We start from the raw sequence: 24,220 nt of genomic DNA on the forward strand, positions 1-24,220 counted from the left end.
CCGCTTCGCTCTGCCTCCGGCAGCCGAATACTCGCGGAGCTCGTTTCGCGCGTCCCCGCGCGAATTGCCCGCCTCCGGCGGGGAGTTATGGAATTGGCCTCCGGCCATTCCATAACGTACGTTCCTCCGGAACGAAAAGACAGACGGAGAGGCTTTGTGCCTCCGGCACAAATTCGGGTGCTGATTTTGGTTGTATGGGTGGAGAGTTCGGTTTTGAGTTGGGGTAAGAGTTGGGGTTTGGGTTGAGGGCGCGTCATGCGGCTTTTCCTGATCGGGAGTTAGGGGAATCTCCGATTCCCTTAAAACCGAGGATACTTGAATGATATTCCGTGAAGAAAAGTAAATCACGGAATACCAGGAAAGGGCAACAGGGCCCCTCCGGGGCCCGGTTGCCTGTGCGAGGGAGTAAGAGAGCCTGCCTCCGGCAGGACGACCGGCACCACCCCCACCCGCGCGACGGCCCCAGGCCGACGCGCAACGCAGGACAAGCCGCGCCCCGATCCCCGATGCCGCCGCGCCGACCCACGCCCACCCCCCACCCCTTCTCTTCTTGTACTTGGGCAGGGAGCAGCGGCCGCAGAGGGGATGTCAGCAGGCATACCAGGGCTGTTTGTTGGGGTGACCAGCAGTGATGCGGAACCCAGGGGAAGGGGTGCGCAACATCTAGCGCAACCTCTAGCGCAACACCATGGCGCAACATCTAGCGCAACTTGTAGCGCAACAGGGGTTCCATCCGAGCAGTCAAGACACTATTATTTGAAGTCCTGGGGGAGGCGACCCCCGGGAACCGCAAGGGACCAACGAAGGGGAAGAACGTGGAGCTGACCATCACTGACGGGATCGTGCGCGGGGTGCGCGGCGCAGACGCGCCCATGAACGAGCGTGCAGTTCGGGCCCGCACGATCGCGAACTTCCTGCCCCTGCTGTGTGCGCGGGCAGGGGTGAGGATCGTGCACGACACAGACGGGAACTACACCGGTATTCGGTTCGAGACCAAGGCCGCCGGTCCGGTCGTTCTGGAAATGCCGACGGCCGAGGAGCCCTATCGACTGGTTCAGCAGTTTATCGACCCTGACAAGTCAGGCCGCATGGAAGTTGAGTTGCGGCGATTCCCGCAGATTTACAAGCCCCACGGAATCGCACTCATCACGGCCGAATTCCTCCGGTCGAACGGGTTCCTGAGGTAATCAGCACGGGGCGCCCCGAGTGGGGCGCCCCCCCTTCCCCCCGGCATCACCGAAAGGAGAAAGGGCACCATGGAGAACACGCGGATTGCAGGGCAGGCCCAGGAGATCGAGGCGCCGCTTACAGACGCCGAGAGGGAACAGGCCGGATACGCGCTGCGGGAGCTGGCGCGCAGCGAGAGCGACCCGGAAGCGCTGAGGGTGCCTCACGATCAGGTCGAGATGATCCGGCCGTTCTTCGAGCTGGGTTGGGCCATGGGTGTGCGCACCGGTCACACGGGCCCGGCCATGGCAGATGTGCCGGTTGACCGAGCGACGATCGCGCGCGCGTTCGTGCTGCTCATGTCCGAGCGGGTGGCAGATCAGTTGGTGATTGCTGTTGCCCGGAGCCTGGACCCCCAGCACGCCGGACCGGTCCTGTGGCAGAAGGTCAGGTATCACGGCAGTCAGACGCAGCGTCACGGTACCTACTGGGTAGGAGCGATCCACGCGCACGCCGACCCGTTCAGCGCGGCCCCGGAACTGCGCTACGACCTGTGTGAAATGCGCGGGCTCGCCCTGGTCTCAGTGGTCACGAACGTGCGCCGGACGAGTCTCACGCCGTTGAGTGAGCACCGCAGGATGTTCTAAGTGTGCTGGTCAGGGGTGGGTTCACTCACCACTGAAACACACTATTATTGAAGTTGTTCGGGGGTGGTGGCCCCACCCCCGAACCCCGCAGAAGCCAACGCCGAAGGGGAACGACAAGTGGCAGAGCAGGGAGCCCGGCAGATGCTGCCGGAGGTACGGAAGTACGTCGAGAGCCTCGACGCGGCCAGCGCAGCTCGCGACGCGGCCGTGGTGGCGGTAGCGGCGAAGTACCCGAAGCGTTTCGGGTACGGGGAGGACGAGAAGCGCCAGGCCCGCGCTTTCAACGAGGAGGCGGACGCGGCCTACGACGCATGGAACGCCGCCAAGGCGACTGCCTGGGACGCCCTCAAGGCGTCCAGCGATCCGCTGGTGAAGTGGATTGCGGAGAACTGTGGTCAGTACAAGGGAGAGGCTCAGCACGTCCTCACCGCCCTTCCGGCCACGGTCGATGAGCTCGACGAGCTGGCCGACCGACAGGACTGGTGCGGAGTCTGGGGCGCGTTCAGGCAGCAGGCCATCGATGCCGGGCTCATGCCCGGGGTCACCCCTCCGAGCCCGGCCAGGAAGGCCGTGTTCGACCAGATCGACAAAGAGGGTTGCTGCCGCATGGGTGCCTCGGCGAAGGTGCGCATCGGCAAGGCTCTGGACGCCCTGATCTCGGAAGCCTTGGCGACTGCCGCCAGCCCCACGGAGGCGAAGACCGTCGAGGCGACCGCATAGAAGCGGGTCACAGCGTGCCGAACACCGAGTGACGGCACCCGAGCCGCCGCGCCCTGCTTCCCCCCGGCAGGGCGCGGCACCCCGGCCGGGTTTCCCCGGCCGATCTCCTGCCGCCCGGTACCCGTACCCCCCTCGGCGGGTGCCGGGCGGCAGGACGCACGGCAGGCGTCCCTGCTCGGGGCGGCCGCGCGATGGAGCGCCACCGGCCGGGAGCCGCTCAGAGGTAGGCACGAGCGCACGGGTCGACCGGTGCTCACCGCCCCTTTCCACTCGCGCCCTGGGCACCGCGCCGTGGCCGGCCAGCGAGCCCGAACTCCGTAGCGCCTCGGTCTGGACGCCAGTTCAGGGGTGGGTTCACAACCAACCAAGAAACACTATTATTGAAGTTGTTCGGGGGTGGTGGCTCCGCCCCCGGCCCGCAGAGACCAACAAGAAGGGGAACACCGCATGACTCAGCAGTTCGCCGAGCGCGCTACGAACGTAGCCCTCACCGGTGCCCGGAACGCCGACCTGCGCGACCTGATCAGCATCCTGGAGGACGGGCAGCGTCGGAAGCTGGACGTCATCGCTCCCGCGTCCGCGCTGCGGATGCGTGAGGGCAACGTGCACGTCGAAGGCGTGGAGTCCCAGATCACGAACAGCGGTGTGACGGTCGTGGACGGCATCTACCGCCCGACCACCGTTGCCGACGAGGGGATCGCGGACAAGCTCCGTATTCCGCTGGCCTACCTGCGCCGCATGCGCGCGGAAAACGTCCCGCTGCTGGACGAGAACGTCAACGCGTGGATGCAGAAGGAGCCGGGGCGCCGTTTCATGCTCCGCGCTTTCCGGAGCGAGAACGGCCCCGGCATGCCCGGTGAGGGTGTGGCCCGCGCGCTGCTGTCCGACAGCTACAAGCTGATGGACAACCTTGACATGCTGCTGGCCGCCCTGGACGGGGTGGATCAGTCCGGGCACCCCACCCGGATCACGGGGTGCGACCTCACCGACCGGCGTATGTACGTGCGCGTCGAGTCCGAGGCGGTCGCGATCCAGGCCCGCAACCTGCTGCGCGGCTACCGCTCCCCGTTCGACGGGCGCAGCGGTGACGAGCTCCCAATGATCTCGGCCGGGTTCGTGATCTCGAACAGCGAAGTTGGTTCCGGGGCGTTCACCATCACCCCGCGCGCGGTCATTCAGGTCTGCCGCAACGGCCTGACCGAGCCCAAGGACGTTATGCGCGCCGTGCACCTCGGAGGCAAGCAGGACGAGGGCGTTGTGTCCATGTCCCGGCAGACCGAGCGCAAGACGCTGGAGCTGATCACGTCCAGGACCACCGACGCCGTGCGCACGTTCCTGTCACGGGACTACGTCGAGGCCAAGGTGTATGAGATGGAGGCCGCCGCCGGTAAGACGCTGGAGGAGCCGACGAAGACGATCGAGCACGTCACCAAGTCGCTCAGCATCGGCAACGAGACGAAGGACCGCATCCTTTCGCACTTCATCCGGGGCGGTCAGATGACGGCCGGGGGCGTGATGCAGGCGGTCACGTCGACCGCGCAGACCCTCACGGACGCCGACCAGGCCGCCGCGCTGGAGGCGCTCGCGCTGCCCGCTCTCACGGCCGCTGCCGCGCACGGCTGACAGACCCCCGTGCGGGCCGGGAACTCCCCCAGCCCGGCCCGCACGGGCCCGACCGTCCCAGAGCGCGGAGCGCCCCCCCCAGCCCCTCAGGGAGCGCCGAGCGCCCCGCCGGCCCCTGCCGCGTAGTGGCAGCGCCACGCGTCGGCGAAGCCGACCGCGCGCCAACACGACATCTCTGTCCAGGGCGCAGTGCGCGCGCAGCCATTCGGCGCCCACCGCCCTGCCCCGCAAGGAGTCCTCATGCCTGCACGCCCGGAGCTCACCCACCCCGGAGACGACGCCATCGCGGCCGCCATGAGCCGCACCCTGACCGCCCTTTCCGCCGTGATCCAGGCACTCGGAGACGGCGAGCACACGCTGAACCTCGTGGCTCAGCGGACCGACGGCGCGTTCGTCACGGGCCGAACCGATCTCTCCATCGGCATGGAGCCCATCCGCCTGGCCGTCCTGGACGAAGAGGAGTTCTGCGCCTTGCGCATGCTGCTGGTGTTCGCGCTGGAGGGCAGCACCATGCACAGCGCCGTTCTGATCGCCACCACAGCCGCGGAGCCCGACCCCCGCGCGTGCGGCTGGTCCGTGCGTGACGGGTGGCTGCACCCCATGGATACAGACGACCTCCAGGCGGCCGTCATTCCCTGCCCGGACGACTCTGCCCTACAGCGCGAGGTCTACCCCGGCCCCATTCTCCCCCAGCTCCCCGACTCCGAATGGGAGGACCCGCATGCCTGAAATGGAGCTTCCCCGGCCGGACGACGCCGCCACGGCGTCCGCCATGGGCCGCGCCCTGCACGCACTGACCGCGTTGTTCCCGGCCCTCGGAGAAGGGAGCCACGAACTCAGCATCAGCGCCGAGCGTACCGACGGCACGGAGGTGAGCGCCGACCTGTACGTGACCGTCGAGCCGGGTTCGTTGCGCGTGGATCACTCCGCCGAGGAGTACGTGCAGTTCTTCGTGCTGCTGACGTTCGCCCTGGAGGACAGCACCATTCGTGACGCCGTCCTGATCGCCACAACCACCGACGCAGGCATACGCGCATGTGGGTGGGACCTGCGGGCCGGATGGCTCCACCCCATCCATCCGGCCGAACTCCAAACGGCCGCCCCGTCTTTCCCCGCAGACGACGCCACACCGTACGTCGTCTGGCACGCCCCCATGCTGCCCCGCCCCCACGACGCCGCCGAGGAGCGCTCATGAGCGATAAGCCCGCCGTCACGCCGGACGGCTACTGCACCAACACCCAGCCGGTTTCCGGCACGATCGAGCAGGTCAACGGCCATGCTCTCGGCGGGAAGTTCTTCAAGATGCACGGGCGCCGCTACGCGGACTGTCCCTGTGGCCGCCGCCCCAGCCTGACCGACCGGGACAAGCTCCGCCGCCACAAGCCGCCGAAGGAGTAACCCCGCAGACGCCGTCCACGCCTCTCCCCCCGGTACGGGAGGCGTGGACGGCCCTCCCCGGCCAGCGCGCCACTGGCCGACTGCCGCCCCGACGCCCGCACCCTCCCCTTCGGCGAGCGCGGGGCGGCAGGCCCCCAGCACACCCCGTCGAGCCCGGAGGAGTAGCAGCCCATGACCAGCCCGATCCTGACCATCGACACACCCGCCGGCCTCGTGCGCGCCACCGCCGGCCCGCGCGAGACCGACGCCGTCGTGTTCGAGCTGGGCGGGGCGATGCGCGGCAGCGTGCACGTCACCGGCACCACCGACCCCCACCACTGGGACCAGTTCACCGCCGTACGCGCCTGTCTCGGTCCCGTGAACGCCTTCAAGACCACCGCCCCCGACGAGGACCTCCCCCGCCTCGCCAACGGCCGCACCGGCTACCGCGGCAGCCTGATCCTCTACCGCTCCGCCGACCGCCCCGAGGTCTCGGTGAACCCCCTGTCCTCCGCCTCTGATCACGCGCCGTCGGAGAAGACGGCCGCGGTACTCACCGCCGTCCTGCGCGGGTGCGCCGAGCATGTGGAGCAGCGCGCCGATCTGCCCGCGATCCTGGAGGCCTCCCGGCAGCGTGACACCGCCGGCCTGTTGCGCTTTCTCACCTGGTCCGCCGCCTACCACCAGGCCGAAGCCGTCCGCCTGGAGCGCGAAGCCCGGGCCGCCCTCCCAGCGCTGCGAGGCGCCGAGGCCGCATGGCGGACCGCCGCACGGTGGCTTGCCGTCTCCCCGCACCCGGTCCTGCTGTTGATGCTGGCCGACCGCGAAGGCTCACTGACCCGCGAGATCAGGGGGTTGCAGTGGTGGGCCCCCTACTGCGTCGATGCGGCCGCTGAAGAGCGCGAGCGGGCTAGCCGCGCCCAGGCGGAAGCCGACTCTCTGCGTGCCCAGCAGCGCAGGCGCCCCCGCGGCCGCCGCCCGTCCCTGGTCAGCGCCTCCTGACGGCCCGAGGAAGGCGCAGGTCAGGGGGCGGGTTCACTTCCACACTAACGACACTATTATTAGAAGTGTGAGGGGGCGCGTGTACCTGTTCAGCCGAATGCACTCCCTGAACGAGCAGTTGGCGACGTCCCCTCGGCTCTGCCAGCCGGACACGGGACGTCCAGGGCAGAGCCGACGACTTGCCGTGATCCGGACAGCCCCGAACGGATCGAGACCAGGGAACCGAGGAGAACATCGTGCCGACCATGCTCGAACGGCTCGCTACTGGGGAGAAGCACGATCCGACGATTCTCCTGCCGAATGTGTGGTACGACCTGCTGCGTACCGTGGAGACGGTGTGCCCGTGCGGCAATACGACGAGCGTCCGCAACGGCGTCCTGACCACGCATCAGCCGATGTCGACGTGGGACATGAACGGCACGCGGCGTGCGGTGATCCGTGACGCGTACGGCGTCGGGATCACCTGCCGCTACAGCGGACGGACCGTCACCCTGGCCGCCGCCCTGGAGCGCGACAGCGTTCTGACCCCGGCCGAGCGGCACGTCCGTGATGTCACGCAGGGTCGACTGGAGGCAGGCATCACGGTTACCGCTCCCGAGGGCTACGCCCTGCCGAAGCCGGTTGCTGTCCTGTTCGCGCTCGCTGAGGCTCACGGCTGGAAGACACAGCAGGCGTGGGCGCCCCTTGACGGGGGTTTCCTCCTGAACCTCCGTGTAGGTCGACCGGCCGACGGGGGCCGGAAGTGGCAGTACGACCTGCCCTATTTCGTCGCTCCAGGCGTCGCGCGCCGGATCCGGTCCGGGCTGTGCGTCACGCCGGACCGCAGGGGTCAGCACGACACGCCGTCCATCAAAGCCATCACGGCCGTGATCCGGGCCAACCCAGCTCCGACGAAGAGCTGAGGGAGGCGCGACGGGAGGCAACCCCGCAAGACGGCGGCATTCCCGCTTTCGCCAGCCGCGCGCCCGGACGCCCCTGGCACACCGCCCCTCACCTACACGCCCCACCGCCCTACGAGGGAGATGTTCTGATCATGCGTTGGCTGATGACTCTCGGTGAGCGCACCCGCCCCGATGCACCGACCTACGCCGAGGACCCCGCACCCGACCGGGCGCGCGCCCTGGCCCTGGTCGACGACTTCGCGCACCTCTTCACCGTGTTGAAGGAGTGGCGCCAGGAGTACGGCGAGGAGCTGACCGCGTGGGCCGTGCAGGTGGAGGCCGACGACGTCGAGAACCTCCCCGCGGAGCTCATCGAGCAGTGGCAGTGGGACGGCGCCCCGGTCCGCCTCGACATTGACCGGGGCGGCTACGTGAAGGTGTCCGACTACCGCGACGTATCAGTGCGGCCCGGCATCAGCGCCCGCACCACCACCGGCCTCCCGCTGTGGACCACCGCGCCGTGAACCTCCCGGCCCTCAAGCCGCACCACCCAGCACCCCCCGGAAGGAGAAACACCGTGCCTGTCGGCCGCCACTTCGGCCTGGCCATCAGCCGCATGCCCCGCCTGACCTACGCGGCAACCATCGGCGCCTCCGAGGACTGCCGTTTCGTGTGCTCGACCTGTTACGGCGACTGCTGGGGCGTCTACCGGCTCCACGGCGAGACGGCCTGGTTGTGCTCACTGTGCGCCGACATGAAGGACAACGGCATGGTCCCCGGCCCCCGTTCCTTCGACACTCAGCCGCCCCGGCAGCTCAGGGCGGGCGAGCAACTGCGCAGCCCCGAGGGCGTGTGGACCGTGACCGGCTCCAAGCGCGTCCCGACGCGAGAGAACGGCGCACTCCAGCACGCCTGCATGTACGTCCTCACCCACGAAGGTGGTCAGGAGGAGGAGTGGCGAGGCCGCGACATGGCCGACTTCCACCTGATCCCGGCCGCGTTCGAGCACATCACCCGCGCGCGCTGCAACGAACTCGCCGCCGCGCTCACGGCCGCCGGCCTTTCCTGGGAGGGCCACGGACGTCATGACACCCCACGGCGTCTGACATACACCGTCACCGGCCCCAGCGGCCGCCAGTGGTCCATCCGTCCCGTCCCCGGAATCGACTTCGACCGGCAACAGCCGTCGAACCTGTGGCAGGTCGTGTGCACCGCCCCGCGCCACCAGAGCGCCGTCCTGTCCGCCCGGGTCCTGGCCGACCGCATCCGGGAGCTCCCCGAGTGAGCGGCCAGCTTCGGCCATGGCGCCCGGAGGATTTCGACGACCGGTGTGAGACGTGCGGCGCGCCCGCAGGCCAGCTGTGCCGCCCATGGTGCGACACCGGTTACACCGCCAAGGACGCCCGCCGCGACGCCGAGCTCCGCGACCAAGGCGCGACGAACCACCCGCCCAGCACACCCGCCACACCGCCCGAAGGAGTGAACGAGCCACCATGACTCGCGAGTTGATCACACAGGAGCAGTTCGACGCGTTCGCCGACGAAGTGGCGCGCGAGCTGGGTACGCACTGCCGGACGGCCGAACTCACCGACTACGGGCGCGGTTTAGGACGGATCGTCGTCGACGGCGACGGCCGCGCCTTGCGCTTGTACCAGCCCGACGACCGTCGACCCGCGCGCCTGAAGATCTACGCCGCACTACCGGACGAGACCAAGATGATCGCGCCGTCGATCGGGGTCACGGCCCGCAGTGCTCAGCACGTGGCCCGGGAGATCACCCGGCGGCTGTATCCGCTGCACGCCGAGGCCGTGGATCAGGCCGAGAAGATCGCCGCCCGGCAGGAGGCGGAGGAGCGCGCCCGTCACGCCGTCACCGAAGCCGTGGCCGGCGCACTGCCCGGTGCGCGGATCGACGAGCAGTACCGGCGTACTCGGATCATCTGGCAGCACGACAGCAGGCCGCCTGGTGAACACGGCCCCGTCCAGGTCGACAGCGTGACCGTACTCGTCGGCGCCTTCGGGGACGGCATACAGGTCGAGGCGTCCGGCCGCCCTGACACCGTGACCGCCATGTTGGCCGCGTTCGCCCAGTCTGCTCAGAAGTAAGAAGAGCAGGTCAGGGGTGGGTTTCCAACAGCACGAAACACACTATTATTGATGATGTGAGGAGGGAGGGCCCATCAGTCTCACAGAACAGCCCGCCCCCCTCGGCCTCACGGCCCAGCCGACCGGCCCGCTCCTTGCCGTTCGGCCGGGCAGCGGCCGGTCCCTCAACTCCCCCACGAGAAAGGCGCGCACATGCCCCACACACACCCGCCCTCCGAGTGCCGCCAGGACCAGCACCGCGCCGACCGATCGCGCACGGAAGGCGAGGCGGCACCTACCGACCACCACACAATGCGCCGCCTCCTGCGCCGCGAAATCTCCGGCACCATCGGCCTGATCGCCGATGAGCACGACTTCCGCGCCATGCGGCACTACCGCAGCTTCACCTTCGACGACTACGCGGTGTACCTGGCCGGGGTCGAAGACCTTCTCAGGAGCCGCGCCTCTCACGGCCATCACACCGTGCTCGCCCTCTTCGACCCCGAGGAGTACGCCGACTTCTGCGCCGACACCGGCCTCACGCCCGACAGCCCGTCCAGCCGCACCCGCTTCACCGCCGAGATCGCCGCGACGCGTCCGACCATCCCGTACGACGGAAAGCCGCTACCCGAACTCATCCCGGTCCTGATCGACGAAGCCGTCCGCCAGGCCACCTGGGAGTACGCCTCCACCCTCCTGGCCCACCTCGGTACCTGCGCCCTCCACGGAAAGGACATCGGCCAGGAGTCCCTTGCCCGCGCCCGGGACCTCCTGGTCCGCATCCTCGACACGGCCGACCCGGGTCACCAGCACCTGGTGTGCAGCGTCTCGGGGACACAGGAACCGCTGGTGGCGGTCCTGCACGCGGACACGGACGCAAACGGTGCCGCGCAGCTCGACGACGCCGAAGCCCTGGAGTTCACCACGGTCCTCGCCCTGGGGCTCGCGGCCCTGCCCGGCGGACTCGTCATGCGAACCAGCGCCCCGAGCACCACGGACCGCGTCTACGGCTGGCGGCTGCGTGCGGGAGACCCCGTACCCCTCACGGCCGGAGAAGTCTTCGACGCGTACTGCACCGACTTCGATTCCGGCGCCCCGGTCTCCCCGGAATCGAACGTCGACTACTGCGTTCCGCCCGACCTCGGACCGGACGGTTGGAGGTCGGGACCCCACCGCTGAATAGCCCTGGGCCGTCGCCGCTGGCATCCCGCTCGCCAGGGCGGCGCCCCCTCCTTTCTGGTAAGTCTCCGCGTCCACCGCGCTGAAGGCGGTTCGCGAGATCGCCAGACACTGACCCGCCATCGACCGGCCGCCGCACCGGCGGCCCCAAGCCTGCGTAGCTCAGCGGTAGAGCGGCCCCACTTGTGGGTGGTCAGGGGTTCAAATCCCCTCGCAGGCACGCACGAAGCACCCATCTGACTGCCCGCCGAAGCAGACGATGGCTAACACCGCCAGCATCTCGGCCGACGTCGCCCAGGCGTTCGCCGGCACCTGATCCTGCACCGCCCACCGTGTCCTACGTCGCCGCCAACCTCGGGTGTACCGAGGCCGACACGCTCGCCTACCTGCTCCGTGCCACCGGCGCCGAGCAGGCCGCCGACGGGATGCGTTGGAGCCCCGCCCTTGCTGACACCCAGGAGGAACGATGAGCGGACCCGAGCATGCCACCGCCCCCGGTCAGCCAGCGCGGGAGCGCCCGTTTTTCGTCGTCGGGCAGTGGTCCGGGCCCCACGTCCAGGTCTGGGCCGTACTGGAGGCGCCGGACGACGACATTGAACGAGCGGACGCCCTGGACGAGTGCACCCTGGACGTCGATGACGTGTTCGGCAGCGTGGAGGTCGTTTTCGCGTTCAGCGCCGCCGAGGCGGAGGTGATTGCGCGCCGCGAGGCAGTGGAGACCGCCATTTGGGTCGGCCAACGAAGTCGCAGGTCAAGAGTGGGTTCACACCCACATGTAACACACTATTATAGATAGTAAGTCCGGGTCGCCATGCCGCGCCGAGCGACGGCCCACCCTCTCCACCGATCCCCTCAGGAGTTCGCCGTGCAAGGGAACGTGACGCCGGTCATCGACTGGTACAGCAACAAGGCCTACCAGTGCCCGCAGTGCCACCACGACACGGTCGCGGACCCCTCCCGCTGGGAGGTGTACACCTGTTGCAACTGTGCCACGCGTTTCGCCCGCTTCCCCCGCCTGCAGCGCTTCCTGCGCCACGTCGGCGTCACCTGCGAGTTCTGCATGGAGCGCCACCCGGTGACGGTGGACGGCGAGTTCTTCGGTTTCCTGCGCCGTCGCCACAACGGCGTCGGGATGTACGCGGAGCACCAGTTCGAGGCGTGGCTGTACGACCCAGGCAAGGTCACCGCCCACCACGACGGGGCGACCTACCGCAGCACCCGCGCCAGTCGCGCGGAGGCCATGGCCGATCTCGCCCACTGGCGCAGCATGTTCGGCCCCGTCGAGGACGACCTCAGCCCCGTCCTCGCCGTCGTGGTCGACGAGCAGTTCCACAAGTACGGGCCGGACGTGACCGAGGAGCAGCGCGACGGGTTCCTCGACGGCACGCTGGAGGTCTACGGCGTCGGCGTCCTGCGGGCCTACATGGCCCAGCATCGTCGGCGGGGGCAGTTCCATGCCGACACCGCCACCTTCACCTGGGGCCTGATAGCCCCGTCCGGCCTCGAAGGCATCTACACCCGCACGGCGCCGAAGTCCCTGGCCGCGTACGCCCCGCAGCTCTGACCTGCCGCACAGCCCCGGTCCATTTCCCCGTTTACGCAGGTCAGGGGTGGGTTCACACAATCACAGCTAACACTATTATTAGTAGTGAAGCGGGGTCGCCGCCTCCCCCCTGGTGGTGGCCCCGCTCCTCCCGCCCTTCCAGCCTCAGGAGTTGCCATGCTTCGAACGCTGCGCCGCGCCCTGCGACGGGCACGCATCCGTGTTCCCGCCCGCCGGTTCTCCGCCGGGATCGCGGCACTGCCGCCCACCGCGCGCGAAGCGCTCGGCGTCGACGTCACGGCCGGGGAGGCCATCGCCTACAACCGGGTCCGTGTCGCCACCGCGACCGCCGTCGCCCTCTACCGCGACGGACACACGCTGCCGATGTCCGACGACGACCTGGACGACGCCGTGCTCGCCCTGGATTTCCCCTACTCGGTACCGAGCCCGGAGACCCGCGCGTCCATCCGCGCCGCCCTCGCCGTCCTGGAAGCCGACTACACCGTCACCGTCACCCACTGACCACCCGTCCGCCTGGCCGTGGGCCGCCCCTACTCGGGCGGCCCGCACCGAAGGAGGCCCGGTGTTTCTCGTCGTCCCCGACCCCGCACACGGACTCGTCGCCGCTCCGCAGTCCTCCGGCGACCTCACGCCCGAAACCGAACAGTCCCTGTCCGTCCAGGGGTTCGCCTGGAACAGCGAGATCGAGGCGTACACCCGCGAGGCCGACCACGACCCGGCAGCCGTGGACGAGACCGCCGGCATGCTGCGCGAGCTCGGCCACTACGTCTTCTCCGCCTACAGGCCCCTGCCCAGCAGGAGCTGACCGCCGCCCGGCCGGCCCCCGCCGTCACCGCCCGCCCCCATTGCGCAGAGGAGTTCCGCCATGCCCCGACGCCGCACCCAGCCGCAGCGGCCCGCCCGGTACGCCGCCGCCGAGCACGAGGGACGCCACCAGGTCGTGGACCAGCTCCACGGGTACGCGCTGAGCAGCCACCCGACCGCGACGGCCGCCGCGGAGGTGGTAGGCGAGCTGACCGCCAGCCCCACGGCCGCGATCGAGGCCGTCGAGGTGCTCGACGCCGCACAGAGGGGCCCGGCCGTCATCGAGCGCCGGATCCTGCGCCGATACGGGTACTGCTGGAGCCTGCGCCAGGACGAAATGCTCTCCCTGCGCGGGGAATTCAGTCATGACCGGCTGGAGACCCTGGTCTCCGGCGGTCACCTGGCCATGGTGTTCAGCCCGGCCGGTCGGCCGTACTACACCACACCCGAGCGGTACGAGCAGCTGCCGGTCCGCTGGATACGCGACGGCGACGAGTCGTTCCCGGCCGCCGACCCGGCTCACCTCGAACGCCCCCGCCCCGCACTGGAGTTGCTGCCCTCACGCAGGCGCTACGAGCCGTGCGAACTCCACGGGATCACGCTGTGGCGGTGCCTGATCTGCGGGCCGCGCGAGCGCTTCGAGTGCCAGTGGGGCGAGTGCACCGCCAACCGGATCACGGCCTACTGCGAGCGCTGTGTGCGCATGGACCCTGGCCGCACCTTCCCGCTTCCACCGCGCCGAGAACACGACTGGCCGTAAAACAGCAGGTCAGGAGTGGGTTCACTCACCCCTAAAAGACACTAATATTGATGTTGTTGGTTCCTGTGGAACACCCCGTGCGGCGGGGCCGCCTCCCCGCCGCACGGGCCCCTCACCTCAATGCCACGGAAGGACACCGGCGATGACACACGAGGAACTGGCCGCAGTACTGGCCGAGCCGACCGGGCCCCTGATGCGAGCCGCGCTCCGCGGCCTTCCGCCCAAAACCCTGGAGACTCTGGCCAGCGTCGCCGACGAGGCGGCCGAGCAGGGGTGGCGGCAGATCGTCGTCGACCGGGTCATGGCCTTCGTCGACGAGCAGCCGGGAGACGGGCCGCAGGCCGTGACCGTGTACTTCACGACGACGGAGCAGCGCACGGCCAGCGGGATGTCCGTGGACTGGAGCCCCTTCATCGCGGCTCTCGCCCCCAGCGAGGAGATGCCGGACCTCAGGCATACCGAGACCAGGGCGCGCATGGTGCCGGTCGGTGAAGCGGCAAGGGCCGAAGAGGACTTCGCAGACCCGCAGCTGGTCGAGGCACTCCAGCGGCTCGCGACCCTCGACCCGCCCGCGCACGCGGATGTCCTGTGCGTCCATCTGCCGACCTCCTGCGTCACCCGGGTGCAACCCTGACCGCCCACGCCTCGGGGCGCCACCGGCACCGAGGCGCCCCGACTTCCCCGACCCGCCAACTGACACCCGCCCGCATCAGCCGGCCCGCCCCGCTGGCGCCAGCCGCAGGACGAACCGGCCTGCGCGCCAGGAAGGTTGAACCCATGTCCGTCTCTCACGCCGTGTACGCGGTGTACGGCGTCGTCGTCGCCCCGCCCCGGCAGCGGGAAGCGCTGGATCAGTCGCTGGCCGCCCAGGCGCACCGCCCTGCCAGCGGGAGCCGCGTCGACGTACGCGTGCAGTTGTTCACGGTCGGCGACAACGAGCACACCCTTCTGGGGACGGGTTACGCACAGCTCGGGGAGAACACGTACCGGCCAGTACCTTCCCTCCCGGTCAGCACCGAGTGGGACGACGCCCTGCTTGAACAGGTGAGGAACGCGGGGCTCACAGTCCTGTCTGGTCCGTGCTGGCACATCGTGCACGACCTGAGCTGAGGCCGGACCCGTCCGCTGTCCATAGCGCCGCTCGTAGCACCGACCGCCCCGGGGGCGATGTTTTCCCAGCTCACAGGGTATCTAGCCGCCCTACATAAACACACTATTATTGAATATGAGGCGAGGGGGTGACACCCCAACCGCCCCAATTCGCCGCACAGGCAAGGAGAAGGAGAGCCCCATGGCCACCGCCGTCTCGACCCAGCCCACCGAACCCGCCACGCACGAACAGGAGGTCACGCCGGAGATCGTTCTGCTCGACCCGGCGCTCGTGGTGCGTGACGAGTGCAACGCCCGTGAGGAGGACACCGAACCGGACGAGGACCTGATCAACTCCGTCAGGGAGATCGGTGTCGAGGAGACCATCAGTGTCCGGCCCCGTCCCGACGGCACCTACGGCGCGTTCAAGGGCTGGCGGCGCGCACAGGCGCAGCAGGCCGCCAACGCCACCGCCGAGCAGGACGGCCGCCCCGTGCGCAGGATCAAGGCGCACGTGCGAGAAGACCTGGTCGGCCGCGACGGCTGGACCCGGTTCCTGTCCCTGGTGGAGAACAAGCACCGCGAGGGGATGAGCGAGCGCGACATCCTGAAGTCGCAGGAGCTGTCCCTGATCGCCATGAGCGACATCGAACGGCGTCAGGCTACGAAGGCTCTCGGTGTCGGCCGCAACGCCGTCAAGCAGGCCAAGGCGGCGCAGAAGCTCGACGACGCCACCCTTCGCCGGGCAGCGGCCGGAGGGATGGACCTGGAGCAGACCGCCCAGCTCGCCGAGGTCGAGAACGTCCCCGGCGCGGAGCGTCGTCTGCTGCGCGCGCTGGAACGCGACCACGAGGAGGGCAACGGCGGACGCGGCCACTGGGACCAGGAGATGGCGCTGCTCAAGGCCGAGTTGGACGACGCCGCCGTCCGGGCCAAGGCAGAGGAAGACCTCAAGGCGGCGGACATCCCCCTGCTGGAACGCCGGGGGTGGGGGCAGAAGGACCCGTCCAAGGCGCTGTCCGAGCTGACCACTGGGCTGGGCAATCCGCTCACCGAGGACAACCACAAGAACTGCCCCGGCCACAGTGCCCGGCTCGACGACGAGCACCAGCCCGTGTGGCACTGCGCCGACCCGGCTGCGTACGGACACAAGGTCCGCCCGCAGCCGAAGAAGCCCAGGACGCAGGAGGACGAGCACAGGGCCGAGGAGCGACGCAAGGTCATCGCGTGCAACCGGGCCTGGAAGGCCGCCGCCGGTCCCCGCCAGGACTTCGTCGCCCGACTGGTGCGCCAGAAGACGCTGCCGGATGCGGCCCGCGTGTTCGCGCAGGAGATCGTGCTCACCGTCCCGTACTTCTACAGCTCCTGGACCGGCAGGCACGAGACCGAGACGGTCGCCCGCTTCCTGGGCGTCAAGGAGCCCGAGAACGCGGACCTGACCGAGACAGCGGTGCAGCTGCCCAAGGCGCGCGTCGTCAACGCGCTGTTCGCGCACGTTGCCGCTGCCTGCGAGTACGACATCCGTGAGCCCAACACGTGGTCGCACCTCAATGTGCCGCAGGCCCGCTACCTGCTGCTCCTCGAAGAACTCGGTCAGGACGACAACGGCAGCTACCGGCTGTCCGAGGTCGAGGACCAGGCGGTCGCCCGCCACCGGCCCGACACCGCCGCCTGACCCACCCCTCCCGCAGACCCCGGCCGGGCACTGCCGTGCCCGGCCGGTTGCCCACCCCTGTTCAAAGAGAGGCGAAACCAGCATGACCGTCACCATGGACGAGGTCCTCGACTTCATCGGCGAACTGCCGGACGCGATCAAGGTCTCGAAGGTCCAGGAGGCCTGCGCGCATCGGCTGACCGCGATCGACAAGGAGGCGTTCGCGGGAATCGTGGCCGGACGCCGGGCACGCACCAACGACACGTTGCGCCCGGCCCTGCTGCGCGGTCTCACCGGCACCGTGCAGGAACGCAACCGCACCCGTGCGGGCTTCCTGCTGGACGAGGAGTCCACCCGGCGGCTGCGTACCGACCCGCGCAACGGTAAGCCGGGCAGGCCCAAGTACCGCATCCCCGAGGACATGACGCGCTTCCGCATCCCGGGCAGCGGTATCCCCGTCTCCTGCCTGGACGTGATCGACGACGACTGACCGGTCCTGATGGCGCCGCCCCGGCAACGGGGCGGCGCCCGCCCCCGCCGACCAACCGGCCGGGCTCCTCTCCAGTCCGACCCTCACGAAAGGCCGTCATGACCGACCAGCAGCAGGCCCCGTCCCCCGACCCGGACGGCGAAGGCCTCGACCGCCCCCTGACCCTCGCCGTGCTGCGCCGCCTGGTCCGCGCGGACTGGAAAGGCTTGCCCGGAGACACGCTCGTCGTGCTGTCCCGGGACGCTTCGGGCAACTTTTACTCGCCGTTCTCCACCTACAGCATCTCCCGGTACGCGCCGATCCACAGCGACCTCGTCGGCGACGTCTTCCCGCTGCCGGAGGAGCTGAAGAACGACGAGTCCCTGCGCGAGCTGTATGCGGACGGCATCCCCGACACCGCCGTCCCCGCCCTCGTGCTCTACCCGCTCGGCTGAGTAACCACGGGGCGGGGCGCCCCACAGCGGCTGTCCCGCCCCTCCAGCTCCCCTTTCCCGGGGCACCTTCCTGGCCCCGTCCAGACGAAAGCGACGTGTCACCGCCATGTCCGCCCCACCACAAGCCGATCGGGAAGGACCGCAGGCCCCGGTGCTGGTCATCAGCGACAGGACCGGCGACGATCCGGTCGGCCTGCGGACGAGCCCGGTCCCGCTCCTGCACCTGCCCTCACCGTTGTTCAGCCCGCAGGAGTACCAGCGTGCTCCGCTCGTGCTCCTGGACGACAGCAGCTACACCGCCTTCACGCTCCGCCATGTGCCGCGCCGTCAGGGCCTGATCGTCGTCCTGGCTGATCCCGACGACGGCACCATCTACCCCCGGGCCGCCGCCATCGGAGCCGAGGCTGTCATCCGGGCCGGAAAGCCTCAACTGGCTGCACCTGCGCCTGCACGACGCCACCGACTGCCGCTACGCCCGCTGGGAATCGCTCCTGGCCGGCGGCCCCGCCGACCCTCCCCCACCGGCCAGCAGCTGACGCCCTCCCGCAACTCCGCTGCACCCCGCCGCTCGCACTCCCGTGATGTGAAGGAACTGACTCATGCACGCGATACCCGAACGCTGTGCCCGCCGGCCGCTGGCGGGCGGACTGGTGGTGCCGTACGTGACCCTGATCCACGACGGTCACGCGGCCTTCGGTGTCTTGGACGCCGACAAGACCATCAACGCCTTCCGGCGACGCCTGTGCCAGATCTGCGAACAGCCGCTGGACGAACGGTCGTTCCTGCTCGTCCGCCCGGCCGACATGCGTAAGGGCTGTTCACCGGAACCGGCACTGCACCCCGAGTGCCTGCCCTACACCGCCGAGCACTGCCCGATGCTGAACGGCTCCCGCACGCACTACCGGCGCAGCCCCGTTCTGACCAGCCACCCGGCCGGACGGCCCTGCACCGATCCGACCTGCCCCTGCCCGCCGCTGCCCCCGGATGAAGGGCACACCGCCCGCGGCGGCAGCCGCGCCGACCGGTACGAAGCCTGGGTGATCCACACCCGGAACTACCGACTGGTCTTGCCGCCCAACCGGCAAGACATGCCCTCCGGCATCAGCCTCGACGTGCCCGTCCTGCGCAAACGGGTGCTGCGCACCGCGACCCTCAGCCCCGAGGCGCAACACCTGATGGACCTCTGGAACGCCCTGACGAACGGGTCCTGACCTGCCTCGTACCGCACGGAAGGAAACCACCATGCTGATCAAACCGGACCCGGCCACGCCCGAAGGTGAGGCCATCATCGACCTGGCCGCCTTGCTGGACGGCCTCCAGGAGCGCACCGGCGAATGGCCTGGAGCGGACATCGTCGACATCGTCGGACAGTGGCTGGGCCGCTTCACCTTCGCCGTCCCCGCAGGCCTCGCCCCGCTGGCAGTCGGCCGGGCGTGGGTGCTGCGGCAGTGGGATCGGCACGCTGATGACGTGACCCTCTGGTCCGACGAGGCCTCCGCCCTGGCCGCGCTGGCGCAGGATGTGCGCAGTTCCTGGGACAAGGTGGCGGGCACCGACGGCTTCCCGTACCGGCCTCCCTCCGACGACCAGGCGGTCGTGGACCTGTACTACGGCCCGGACAAGACCCGCGGAGACGAGGGCTACACGGTGTATCCGGCCGACATCTCCCGTCACGTGGGCGCCCCGCTCAGCATCAGCCTCTCGGACGCCGAGGCCTGCGCGGTGGTGAACAGCTCGGCGGTCTTCCACCCGCAGGAGCACCCGGACGACGAGGGTCTGCCCTGCATCGAGATCGCGGGTCTGCTCGTGTTCGTCTACCTCGACGCCGACTGCGGAGCCGTACGGGTCTCCGTTCATCTGGACACCGCCGACGAGCAGTTGGTGCGGGCCGACGGCACGGTCCCGATGCAGGTGGAGATCGGGGACGCCACGGTGTTCGACAACGTCACTCAGCAGCCGGCACCGATGGAGCGGACCGGGTGGAAGGCCCTCATCCGGCGACTTACCCGTCCCTCCCCGCCCGCCGGCGGCGGGAAGCCTCGGCAGGGGGGTTGACCCGCCCCTGAAAGACACTATTATTTGCAATAGGAGGTGTTCGCATGGCCCCGTCCGTCACGCACGTGACTGGCACCATCAGCCGTGACGTGGAAGTCCGCTTCACCCAAGACGGCATCGCCGTCTGCCGGTTCCGTCTCACCGAGACCCCCACACACTGGGACACCGCCACGCGGAAGTGGCGCGACGGGGCCCCCATCACCTACATCTGCACCGCCTGGCGAGACCTGGCCAGGAACGCCGCCGAGTCCCTTGTCGACGGAGTCACCGTTCTGGCCAAGGGGCGCATCACCGAGATCAGGGACAACTCCCTCTACCTGAGCGTCGACGACCTCGGCATCAGCCTGCGCAGGCGCATCGCCTACACCGAGACCAGCCTGCCCAGCCCGATCGCCGCCCGCCCCTACACCCCGCCCCCGGCACCTCCGCCGGCCCCCGTACCCCAACCCGCCGCCGGGCAGCCAGGCAGCCCGCCCGCCTGGTGGCAGGAGAAGCGGGCCACCCGCTGGTCCTAGCCCGGCCCCTGAACCGCAGCCGCCGACGGCACCTCCCCCTTCCCCTCGGCCGCTGAATCACCTTCCCCTTCGTTCCCTTCGCCCGCCCTGCGCGGCACCGGCTCGCCTGCCGGTGCCGCGCCCTGCCCGAAAGGCCGGCCACCCGTGCCCGCACACGCCCTGACCGCACGCGCCGCACGCGCCGCACTCTCCGCCCACTTCACCCCCAGCCAACTCGCCGCCGACCTCGCTGAGTACACCCCGGCAGAGGTCTGGGGCCGACGTGTCCGCGCCGACGGCAGCGGGCGCCTGGCCCACTACCGGCCGCAGGCGGAGCTCGCCCAGGCAGAAGGGACCTGCCCGTTCGTCATCCCGTCCGACGAGGAGTGGCCCACCGCCCTCGGCGACCTGGGGCCCGCCTGCCCGCTGGGCCTGTGGGTCCGCGGCCGCGCGCGGCTGCCGCAATTGACCGGCAGTGCCGTCGCCGTGACCGGCAACCGGGTCCCCACCGAGCAGGCCGCAACCCGCGCGCACGCCTTCGCCACCGCGCTCGCCGGGGCCGGTCATACCGTCACCGCGACCCTCGCCTTCGGCGTCGACTCCACCGCCCACCAGGCCGCCGCCGAGACGGGCCGGGCTTCTCTCGCCGTCCTGCCGCGCGGCCTGGACGGTGCCCACCCGCACGCCCACGCCCCCCTGCTGCGCTCCATCCTCGACAGCGGCGGCGCGGCCGTCAGCCTCTACCGGCCAGGCACCGCGGCCAGCGGCGCAACGCTGAAGGCCAGCGCCGCCCTGCTCGCCGCACTGGCCCGGGCCGTGATCCTCGTCGAGGCCCTGGACCACGTCGTGGCCATGCACACGGCCGAGACCGCCATCGACCTCCACCGCCCTCTGCTCGCCGCTCCCGCGACCGGCGACGTCCGCTCGAGCGGCAACGCCCGCCTCATCGACAAGCAGTTCGCCGTGAACAGCCCGGATCCCCGTCTCGGGCTCGCCCTGCCGCACGCGCGCGTGGCCCGGGCCGGCGACGTCGCGGACGGCGACCTGCTCCTGGCCGCGGTCGGGAAGGACGGTGCCGCCGACTACTTCAGGACCCCCTACATCGCCCACCCCGAGCCGTTCGACCCGGCGTGCGGATGCGGCGTGTGCTGCCTGGTCACGGCGCCCGGCGAGGTGGTGGTGCTGTCCCAGGGCGATCCCTGGGAGTCCTGCGATCCGTGGCCCGGCGACGACCTCCTGCTCATCGTCTCCGCACAGCGGCTGACCAACCGGTTCCTCGAGGAGTGAGTGCCGCCATGTCCCCTACGACGTACACGCCGCCGCTGCCCGGCCTCGGTGCCAACGACACCCTGGACACCGTCATCAACTGGGGCGCGGGCGCCGACTCCACGGCCTACCTCACCAAAATGCTCACCGCCCCCGAGGCCCACGGGATCGACCTCGATCGCACCGCCGTCCTCTACATGGCCACCGGCGCCGAGTGGCCCGAGACCCAGCTCCTGGCCGACGAGTTCATCATCCAGCTGCTGCGCGAGAACGGCGTGCGCTTCGTCCAGCTGGCACGCAACGGGCACCTCCAGTCCGACGGGTTCACGATCCTGGACGACTCCTGCCGCCCCGAACGGCTCTTCGCTCGCGGACCGTGGACCCTCTGGGACGACCAGGAGTCCGTCGGCACCGTTCCCCAGGTCGCGGGCACCCGCAAATGCTCGCTGTGGGCGAAGGGCGACGTCGGCGACTGGTGGCTCAAGCAGGTCTTCGGCGGCCGCCCGTTCCGCCAGATCATGGGCTTCAACGCCGACGAGGAAGGCCGCCGCTTCAGCGACCAGATCACCTCGAAGATGCCCGGACGCACCGGCGAGTTCCCGCTCATCGAGTGGGGCTGGCACCGGCAGCAGTGCGAGGAGTACCTCCTGAAGCGGTTCGGCGTGCACTGGCCGAAGTCCTACTGCTGGTTCTGCTGCTTCTCCGCCTCCATGGGCGCGCTGCCCGCCCATATGGAACGCATGCGCCGCCACCCGGACATCGCCGGCAAGGTGTTGCGCCTGGAGTACACGGCCATGAGCCTCAACCCGCACGCGAAGCTGTACGGCCGCAAGAGCCTCCTGGAGCTCTTCGACCCGGCCCAGCCCCGGGACCGGGCGTGCCTGGAGGCGTTCGAGCGCGAGCTTGACATGCCGTGGGCGCTCTACCGCGTGCGCCGCCTGTTCCTGGTGACGGAGGACGGCAGGCGCCGGCCGGTGAAGCGCTCCACCGAGCGTGTCGACATCGGCCGCCCGCACCAGCTCGCCCGGCGGCTGATCTCCGTCTCCGAGCGGCACGGCGTCGACGTCGAGCACGACCCGGTGTACGGGCGTGCCCGGGCCTGGCTCCGCCCGCGCGCACAGGGCTGGCCGATGGCAGAGGAACTCTTCGTCACCGCCCCCGCCCGTGTGATCAACAAGCAGGACCAGAACTTCGAGCAGCCCTGGGATGCCCTCGTCTCGGGCTCCACCACCCAGCTCCCCCTGGCCTGAACCGCCCCTCACTGCCGCTCTCGGAAGGACTTCCCGTGCGCGTATCCATGCTCTCAGCCCCTGATCCTCCCCCTCTCCTGCTTCTCCGCCGTGCGGTACCTGGCCACGCCGTCCGGAGCTGACGTACGGGCCGCCATGCAGGCCGGGCTGTTGGCCTGCATGACGACCCCGGCCCAGGGCAACGTGATCCCGCCCGGCGCCCTGTACGCGTGCGACAACGGCAGGTTCGGCAAGGGCTGGCCCGGCGAGCATGCCTGGTTCACGTGGCTGAAGGCGACCGTCGACCGCTACGGGCCCGAGCTCTGCCTGTGGGCCGTCGCCCCTGATGTCCCGATGGACGCCGCGGCCACCCTGGCCGAGTCGCTGCCCTGGCTGGAGCCCATCCGCGTCCTGGGCATCCCGGTCGCGTTCGCCGCCCAGGACGGCAGCGAGCACGGCCTCATCCCCTGGGACTCGATCGACGTGCTGTTCCTCGCCGGCAGCACCGAGTGGAAGACCTCACCGGCCGCCCACCGCCTGGCACTTGAAGCCCGGGAGCGCGGGCTGGCCGTCCACATGGGCCGCGTCAACTCCCGCCGGCGACTGCGCATCGCGCAGGCCTTCGGCTGCACCAGCTGCGACGGCACCTACCTCGCCTTTGGGCCCGACACCAACCTCCCCCGCCTCTTGGCCTGGATGAACGAACTCCACACCGCCCCCACCTTGTTCGGAGACGAAGCATGACGACCCGCCTGCGCCACATCGGCGCCGCGATCATGGGCATCCTCGACCCCGTTCCCTCCACCGTGCCCTCCCCGATGACCGAGGAGGAAGGCGCCTGGGTCCGCGCACACGCCTGGACCAAGGGACTACGCAAGATCGACGACGCCTACCCCCACGGCTTCCACCGCTGGTGCTCCTGCGAGCGCGGCATCTGCCCCGGCTGTGCCTCCGGGCACCACGACCGGTGCGTCAGCGCCGGCGGCCCCCGCGTCGACGAGCACGCCGACACCATCACCGACGCCCAAGGGTTCGTCGTCGCCGTGATCCGGTACGAACCGGGCCAGCGGCCCTGCCGGTGGCTCTGCCCCTGCTCTCACCCGGCGGCCGTCGAAAAGACCGCCGAGACGGGCAAACCCGAGAAACCCCCTGCCGCCCAGCACGCCGTTCCCGCGCAGCGGCCTGCAGCCGCCCCGGAGGGACAGCTCCCCCTCTTCGCGAGCGGCCTGCAGGAGCACGGGGACGGGGAGGCACCGTGAGGTTCCCGGTCCAGGAGACCCTGCCGTTCGAGGACCTGCCGGAGGTACCGACCGCGTCGCCCTGGTGCCAGCGGTGGCGCGAGGGGAAGCACTCCTGGGCGCATGTCCGGGACGGAGGCTTCGACGCTCGCCGATACACCGTGGACGTCATCCCCGACGCGGAGCCCGCCAAGGGGTTTGTGCTCGCACACCATTACTCCGGCTCGTACCCGGCGGTGACGGTGCAGTTCGGCCTGTACGACGTCGTCGACGGCGAGCGGCGGCTCTGCGGGGTGGCCGTGTTCGGAGTGCCGGTCAGCACCGCCGTCCTCACCAAGCCACTGCCCGAGCTCCGACCGTAGACCGAGTCGTTGGTGTGCTCGCGGTTCGTCCTGCTGGATGAGTGCCCGGCGAATTCGGAGTCGTGGTTTCTCGCGGACTGCCTAAAACGCCTCCTCGCCAG

The 24,220-nt window shown here is 69.8% G+C and carries 31 protein-coding genes and 1 tRNA gene; all 32 read left to right on the top strand.

Going from position 1 to position 24,220, the window contains the following annotated elements; all coding sequences use genetic code 11:
• Window positions 1-815 precede the first annotated feature (815 nt).
• Window positions 816-1,187 (top strand): hypothetical protein, encoded by a 372-nt coding sequence (locus tag ACGFWE_RS40215; protein WP_393605242.1) that lies wholly within the window; start codon window positions 816-818, stop codon window positions 1,185-1,187.
• 69 nt (window positions 1,188-1,256) lie between these two features.
• Complete coding sequence (locus tag ACGFWE_RS40220) at window positions 1,257-1,814, top strand: hypothetical protein (protein ID WP_393605244.1); 558 nt, start codon at window positions 1,257-1,259, stop codon at window positions 1,812-1,814.
• A gap of 117 nt (window positions 1,815-1,931) precedes the next feature.
• On the top strand, window positions 1,932-2,534 hold the full coding sequence (locus tag ACGFWE_RS40225; RefSeq protein ID WP_393605246.1) for a hypothetical protein: 603 nt from the start codon (window positions 1,932-1,934) through the stop codon (window positions 2,532-2,534).
• 447 nt (window positions 2,535-2,981) lie between these two features.
• Window positions 2,982-4,157, top strand: coding sequence for a DUF932 domain-containing protein (locus ACGFWE_RS40230; protein WP_393605248.1), 1,176 nt, complete (start codon window positions 2,982-2,984; stop codon window positions 4,155-4,157).
• 240 nt (window positions 4,158-4,397) lie between these two features.
• The gene (locus ACGFWE_RS40235; RefSeq protein WP_393605250.1) at window positions 4,398-4,886 is read left to right on the top strand and encodes a hypothetical protein; all 489 of its coding nucleotides are present in this window, start codon (window positions 4,398-4,400) and stop codon (window positions 4,884-4,886) included.
• Window positions 4,879-5,352: a hypothetical protein gene (locus ACGFWE_RS40240; RefSeq protein ID WP_393605252.1), complete on the top strand. Its 474-nt coding sequence runs from the start codon at window positions 4,879-4,881 to the stop codon at window positions 5,350-5,352. Before ACGFWE_RS40235 ends, ACGFWE_RS40240 begins: the two co-directional genes overlap by 8 nt.
• Window positions 5,349-5,555: a hypothetical protein gene (locus tag ACGFWE_RS40245; protein WP_393605254.1), complete on the top strand. Its 207-nt coding sequence runs from the start codon at window positions 5,349-5,351 to the stop codon at window positions 5,553-5,555. The genes ACGFWE_RS40240 and ACGFWE_RS40245 overlap by 4 nt, the downstream gene beginning before the upstream one ends.
• A gap of 171 nt (window positions 5,556-5,726) precedes the next feature.
• The gene (locus tag ACGFWE_RS40250; protein WP_393605256.1) at window positions 5,727-6,536 is read left to right on the top strand and encodes a hypothetical protein; all 810 of its coding nucleotides are present in this window, start codon (window positions 5,727-5,729) and stop codon (window positions 6,534-6,536) included.
• A gap of 236 nt (window positions 6,537-6,772) precedes the next feature.
• Window positions 6,773-7,438 (top strand): hypothetical protein, encoded by a 666-nt coding sequence (locus ACGFWE_RS40255; RefSeq protein WP_393605258.1) that lies wholly within the window; start codon window positions 6,773-6,775, stop codon window positions 7,436-7,438.
• Window positions 7,439-7,569: 131 nt separating this feature from the next.
• Entirely contained in the window at window positions 7,570-7,941 is a 372-nt protein-coding gene (locus ACGFWE_RS40260) for a hypothetical protein (RefSeq protein ID WP_393605260.1), read from the top strand.
• A gap of 53 nt (window positions 7,942-7,994) precedes the next feature.
• Complete coding sequence (locus ACGFWE_RS40265; RefSeq protein ID WP_393605262.1) at window positions 7,995-8,702, top strand: hypothetical protein; 708 nt, start codon at window positions 7,995-7,997, stop codon at window positions 8,700-8,702.
• A gap of 208 nt (window positions 8,703-8,910) precedes the next feature.
• Entirely contained in the window at window positions 8,911-9,522 is a 612-nt protein-coding gene (locus tag ACGFWE_RS40270) for a hypothetical protein (RefSeq protein WP_393605264.1), read from the top strand.
• Between the two features lie 291 nt (window positions 9,523-9,813).
• On the top strand, window positions 9,814-10,680 hold the full coding sequence (locus tag ACGFWE_RS40275; RefSeq protein WP_393605536.1) for a hypothetical protein: 867 nt from the start codon (window positions 9,814-9,816) through the stop codon (window positions 10,678-10,680).
• A gap of 151 nt (window positions 10,681-10,831) precedes the next feature.
• Window positions 10,832-10,900, top strand: a tRNA-OTHER gene (locus ACGFWE_RS40280).
• A gap of 112 nt (window positions 10,901-11,012) precedes the next feature.
• Window positions 11,013-11,150, top strand: coding sequence for a hypothetical protein (locus ACGFWE_RS40285; RefSeq protein WP_393605265.1), 138 nt, complete (start codon window positions 11,013-11,015; stop codon window positions 11,148-11,150).
• Between the two features lie 395 nt (window positions 11,151-11,545).
• Window positions 11,546-12,244 carry a hypothetical protein gene (locus tag ACGFWE_RS40290; RefSeq protein ID WP_393605266.1) on the top strand — a complete coding sequence of 233 codons (699 nt, stop codon included), beginning with the start codon at window positions 11,546-11,548 and terminating at the stop codon, window positions 12,242-12,244.
• Window positions 12,245-12,400: 156 nt separating this feature from the next.
• Window positions 12,401-12,745: a hypothetical protein gene (locus ACGFWE_RS40295; RefSeq protein ID WP_393605267.1), complete on the top strand. Its 345-nt coding sequence runs from the start codon at window positions 12,401-12,403 to the stop codon at window positions 12,743-12,745.
• 61 nt (window positions 12,746-12,806) lie between these two features.
• The gene (locus ACGFWE_RS40300; protein ID WP_393605268.1) at window positions 12,807-13,049 is read left to right on the top strand and encodes a hypothetical protein; all 243 of its coding nucleotides are present in this window, start codon (window positions 12,807-12,809) and stop codon (window positions 13,047-13,049) included.
• Between the two features lie 60 nt (window positions 13,050-13,109).
• Window positions 13,110-13,808: a hypothetical protein gene (locus ACGFWE_RS40305; protein ID WP_393605269.1), complete on the top strand. Its 699-nt coding sequence runs from the start codon at window positions 13,110-13,112 to the stop codon at window positions 13,806-13,808.
• Between the two features lie 142 nt (window positions 13,809-13,950).
• Window positions 13,951-14,442: a hypothetical protein gene (locus ACGFWE_RS40310; protein WP_393605271.1), complete on the top strand. Its 492-nt coding sequence runs from the start codon at window positions 13,951-13,953 to the stop codon at window positions 14,440-14,442.
• A 143-nt stretch (window positions 14,443-14,585) separates the two neighbouring features.
• Window positions 14,586-14,918 (top strand): hypothetical protein, encoded by a 333-nt coding sequence (locus ACGFWE_RS40315; RefSeq protein WP_393605273.1) that lies wholly within the window; start codon window positions 14,586-14,588, stop codon window positions 14,916-14,918.
• A gap of 181 nt (window positions 14,919-15,099) precedes the next feature.
• Window positions 15,100-16,572, top strand: coding sequence for a hypothetical protein (locus tag ACGFWE_RS40320; RefSeq protein WP_393605275.1), 1,473 nt, complete (start codon window positions 15,100-15,102; stop codon window positions 16,570-16,572).
• An 82-nt stretch (window positions 16,573-16,654) separates the two neighbouring features.
• The gene (locus ACGFWE_RS40325) at window positions 16,655-17,041 is read left to right on the top strand and encodes a hypothetical protein (protein WP_393605277.1); all 387 of its coding nucleotides are present in this window, start codon (window positions 16,655-16,657) and stop codon (window positions 17,039-17,041) included.
• 98 nt (window positions 17,042-17,139) lie between these two features.
• A complete protein-coding gene (locus ACGFWE_RS40330; protein ID WP_393605279.1) occupies window positions 17,140-17,475 on the top strand; it encodes a hypothetical protein in 336 nt (111 codons plus the stop codon).
• A 599-nt stretch (window positions 17,476-18,074) separates the two neighbouring features.
• Window positions 18,075-18,686, top strand: a complete 612-nt coding sequence (locus ACGFWE_RS40335; protein ID WP_393605281.1) for a cell envelope biogenesis protein OmpA — start codon at window positions 18,075-18,077, stop codon at window positions 18,684-18,686.
• Between the two features lie 31 nt (window positions 18,687-18,717).
• Window positions 18,718-19,530 carry a hypothetical protein gene (locus tag ACGFWE_RS40340; RefSeq protein ID WP_393605283.1) on the top strand — a complete coding sequence of 271 codons (813 nt, stop codon included), beginning with the start codon at window positions 18,718-18,720 and terminating at the stop codon, window positions 19,528-19,530.
• 44 nt (window positions 19,531-19,574) lie between these two features.
• Window positions 19,575-20,045: a single-stranded DNA-binding protein gene (locus ACGFWE_RS40345; RefSeq protein WP_393605285.1), complete on the top strand. Its 471-nt coding sequence runs from the start codon at window positions 19,575-19,577 to the stop codon at window positions 20,043-20,045.
• Window positions 20,046-20,189: 144 nt separating this feature from the next.
• On the top strand, window positions 20,190-21,311 hold the full coding sequence (locus tag ACGFWE_RS40350; protein WP_393605287.1) for a DNA-processing protein DprA: 1,122 nt from the start codon (window positions 20,190-20,192) through the stop codon (window positions 21,309-21,311).
• Between the two features lie 8 nt (window positions 21,312-21,319).
• Entirely contained in the window at window positions 21,320-22,540 is a 1,221-nt protein-coding gene (locus ACGFWE_RS40355; protein WP_393605289.1) for a hypothetical protein, read from the top strand.
• Window positions 22,541-22,630: 90 nt separating this feature from the next.
• The gene (locus ACGFWE_RS40360) at window positions 22,631-23,263 is read left to right on the top strand and encodes a hypothetical protein (protein ID WP_393605291.1); all 633 of its coding nucleotides are present in this window, start codon (window positions 22,631-22,633) and stop codon (window positions 23,261-23,263) included.
• Window positions 23,260-23,778, top strand: a complete 519-nt coding sequence (locus ACGFWE_RS40365) for a DUF6248 family natural product biosynthesis protein (RefSeq protein WP_393605293.1) — start codon at window positions 23,260-23,262, stop codon at window positions 23,776-23,778. Before ACGFWE_RS40360 ends, ACGFWE_RS40365 begins: the two co-directional genes overlap by 4 nt.
• Window positions 23,775-24,119 carry a hypothetical protein gene (locus tag ACGFWE_RS40370; RefSeq protein ID WP_393605295.1) on the top strand — a complete coding sequence of 115 codons (345 nt, stop codon included), beginning with the start codon at window positions 23,775-23,777 and terminating at the stop codon, window positions 24,117-24,119. Before ACGFWE_RS40365 ends, ACGFWE_RS40370 begins: the two co-directional genes overlap by 4 nt.
• Window positions 24,120-24,220 lie beyond the last annotated feature (101 nt).

The organism is Streptomyces sp. NPDC048523 (genome assembly GCF_043199815.1).
Taxonomy (GTDB): Bacteria; Actinomycetota; Actinomycetes; order Streptomycetales; family Streptomycetaceae; genus Streptomyces.

Coding starts and splice junctions, on each gene's coding strand:
- ACGFWE_RS40295 (WP_393605267.1), top strand. CDS start 12,401: ATGCTTCGAACGCTGCGCCGCGCCCTGCGACGGGCACGCATCCGTGTT.
- ACGFWE_RS40270 (WP_393605264.1), top strand. CDS start 8,911: ATGACTCGCGAGTTGATCACACAGGAGCAGTTCGACGCGTTCGCCGAC.
- ACGFWE_RS40305 (WP_393605269.1), top strand. CDS start 13,110: ATGCCCCGACGCCGCACCCAGCCGCAGCGGCCCGCCCGGTACGCCGCC.
- ACGFWE_RS40315 (WP_393605273.1), top strand. CDS start 14,586: ATGTCCGTCTCTCACGCCGTGTACGCGGTGTACGGCGTCGTCGTCGCC.
- ACGFWE_RS40230 (WP_393605248.1), top strand. CDS start 2,982: ATGACTCAGCAGTTCGCCGAGCGCGCTACGAACGTAGCCCTCACCGGT.
- ACGFWE_RS40345 (WP_393605285.1), top strand. CDS start 19,575: ATGGCCCCGTCCGTCACGCACGTGACTGGCACCATCAGCCGTGACGTG.
- ACGFWE_RS40365 (WP_393605293.1), top strand. CDS start 23,260: ATGACGACCCGCCTGCGCCACATCGGCGCCGCGATCATGGGCATCCTC.
- ACGFWE_RS40355 (WP_393605289.1), top strand. CDS start 21,320: ATGTCCCCTACGACGTACACGCCGCCGCTGCCCGGCCTCGGTGCCAAC.
- ACGFWE_RS40310 (WP_393605271.1), top strand. CDS start 13,951: ATGACACACGAGGAACTGGCCGCAGTACTGGCCGAGCCGACCGGGCCC.
- ACGFWE_RS40245 (WP_393605254.1), top strand. CDS start 5,349: ATGAGCGATAAGCCCGCCGTCACGCCGGACGGCTACTGCACCAACACC.
- ACGFWE_RS40325 (WP_393605277.1), top strand. CDS start 16,655: ATGACCGTCACCATGGACGAGGTCCTCGACTTCATCGGCGAACTGCCG.
- ACGFWE_RS40340 (WP_393605283.1), top strand. CDS start 18,718: ATGCTGATCAAACCGGACCCGGCCACGCCCGAAGGTGAGGCCATCATC.
- ACGFWE_RS40275 (WP_393605536.1), top strand. CDS start 9,814: ATGCGCCGCCTCCTGCGCCGCGAAATCTCCGGCACCATCGGCCTGATC.
- ACGFWE_RS40330 (WP_393605279.1), top strand. CDS start 17,140: ATGACCGACCAGCAGCAGGCCCCGTCCCCCGACCCGGACGGCGAAGGC.
- ACGFWE_RS40335 (WP_393605281.1), top strand. CDS start 18,075: ATGCACGCGATACCCGAACGCTGTGCCCGCCGGCCGCTGGCGGGCGGA.
- ACGFWE_RS40235 (WP_393605250.1), top strand. CDS start 4,398: ATGCCTGCACGCCCGGAGCTCACCCACCCCGGAGACGACGCCATCGCG.
- ACGFWE_RS40240 (WP_393605252.1), top strand. CDS start 4,879: ATGCCTGAAATGGAGCTTCCCCGGCCGGACGACGCCGCCACGGCGTCC.
- ACGFWE_RS40320 (WP_393605275.1), top strand. CDS start 15,100: ATGGCCACCGCCGTCTCGACCCAGCCCACCGAACCCGCCACGCACGAA.
- ACGFWE_RS40260 (WP_393605260.1), top strand. CDS start 7,570: ATGCGTTGGCTGATGACTCTCGGTGAGCGCACCCGCCCCGATGCACCG.
- ACGFWE_RS40250 (WP_393605256.1), top strand. CDS start 5,727: ATGACCAGCCCGATCCTGACCATCGACACACCCGCCGGCCTCGTGCGC.
- ACGFWE_RS40220 (WP_393605244.1), top strand. CDS start 1,257: ATGGAGAACACGCGGATTGCAGGGCAGGCCCAGGAGATCGAGGCGCCG.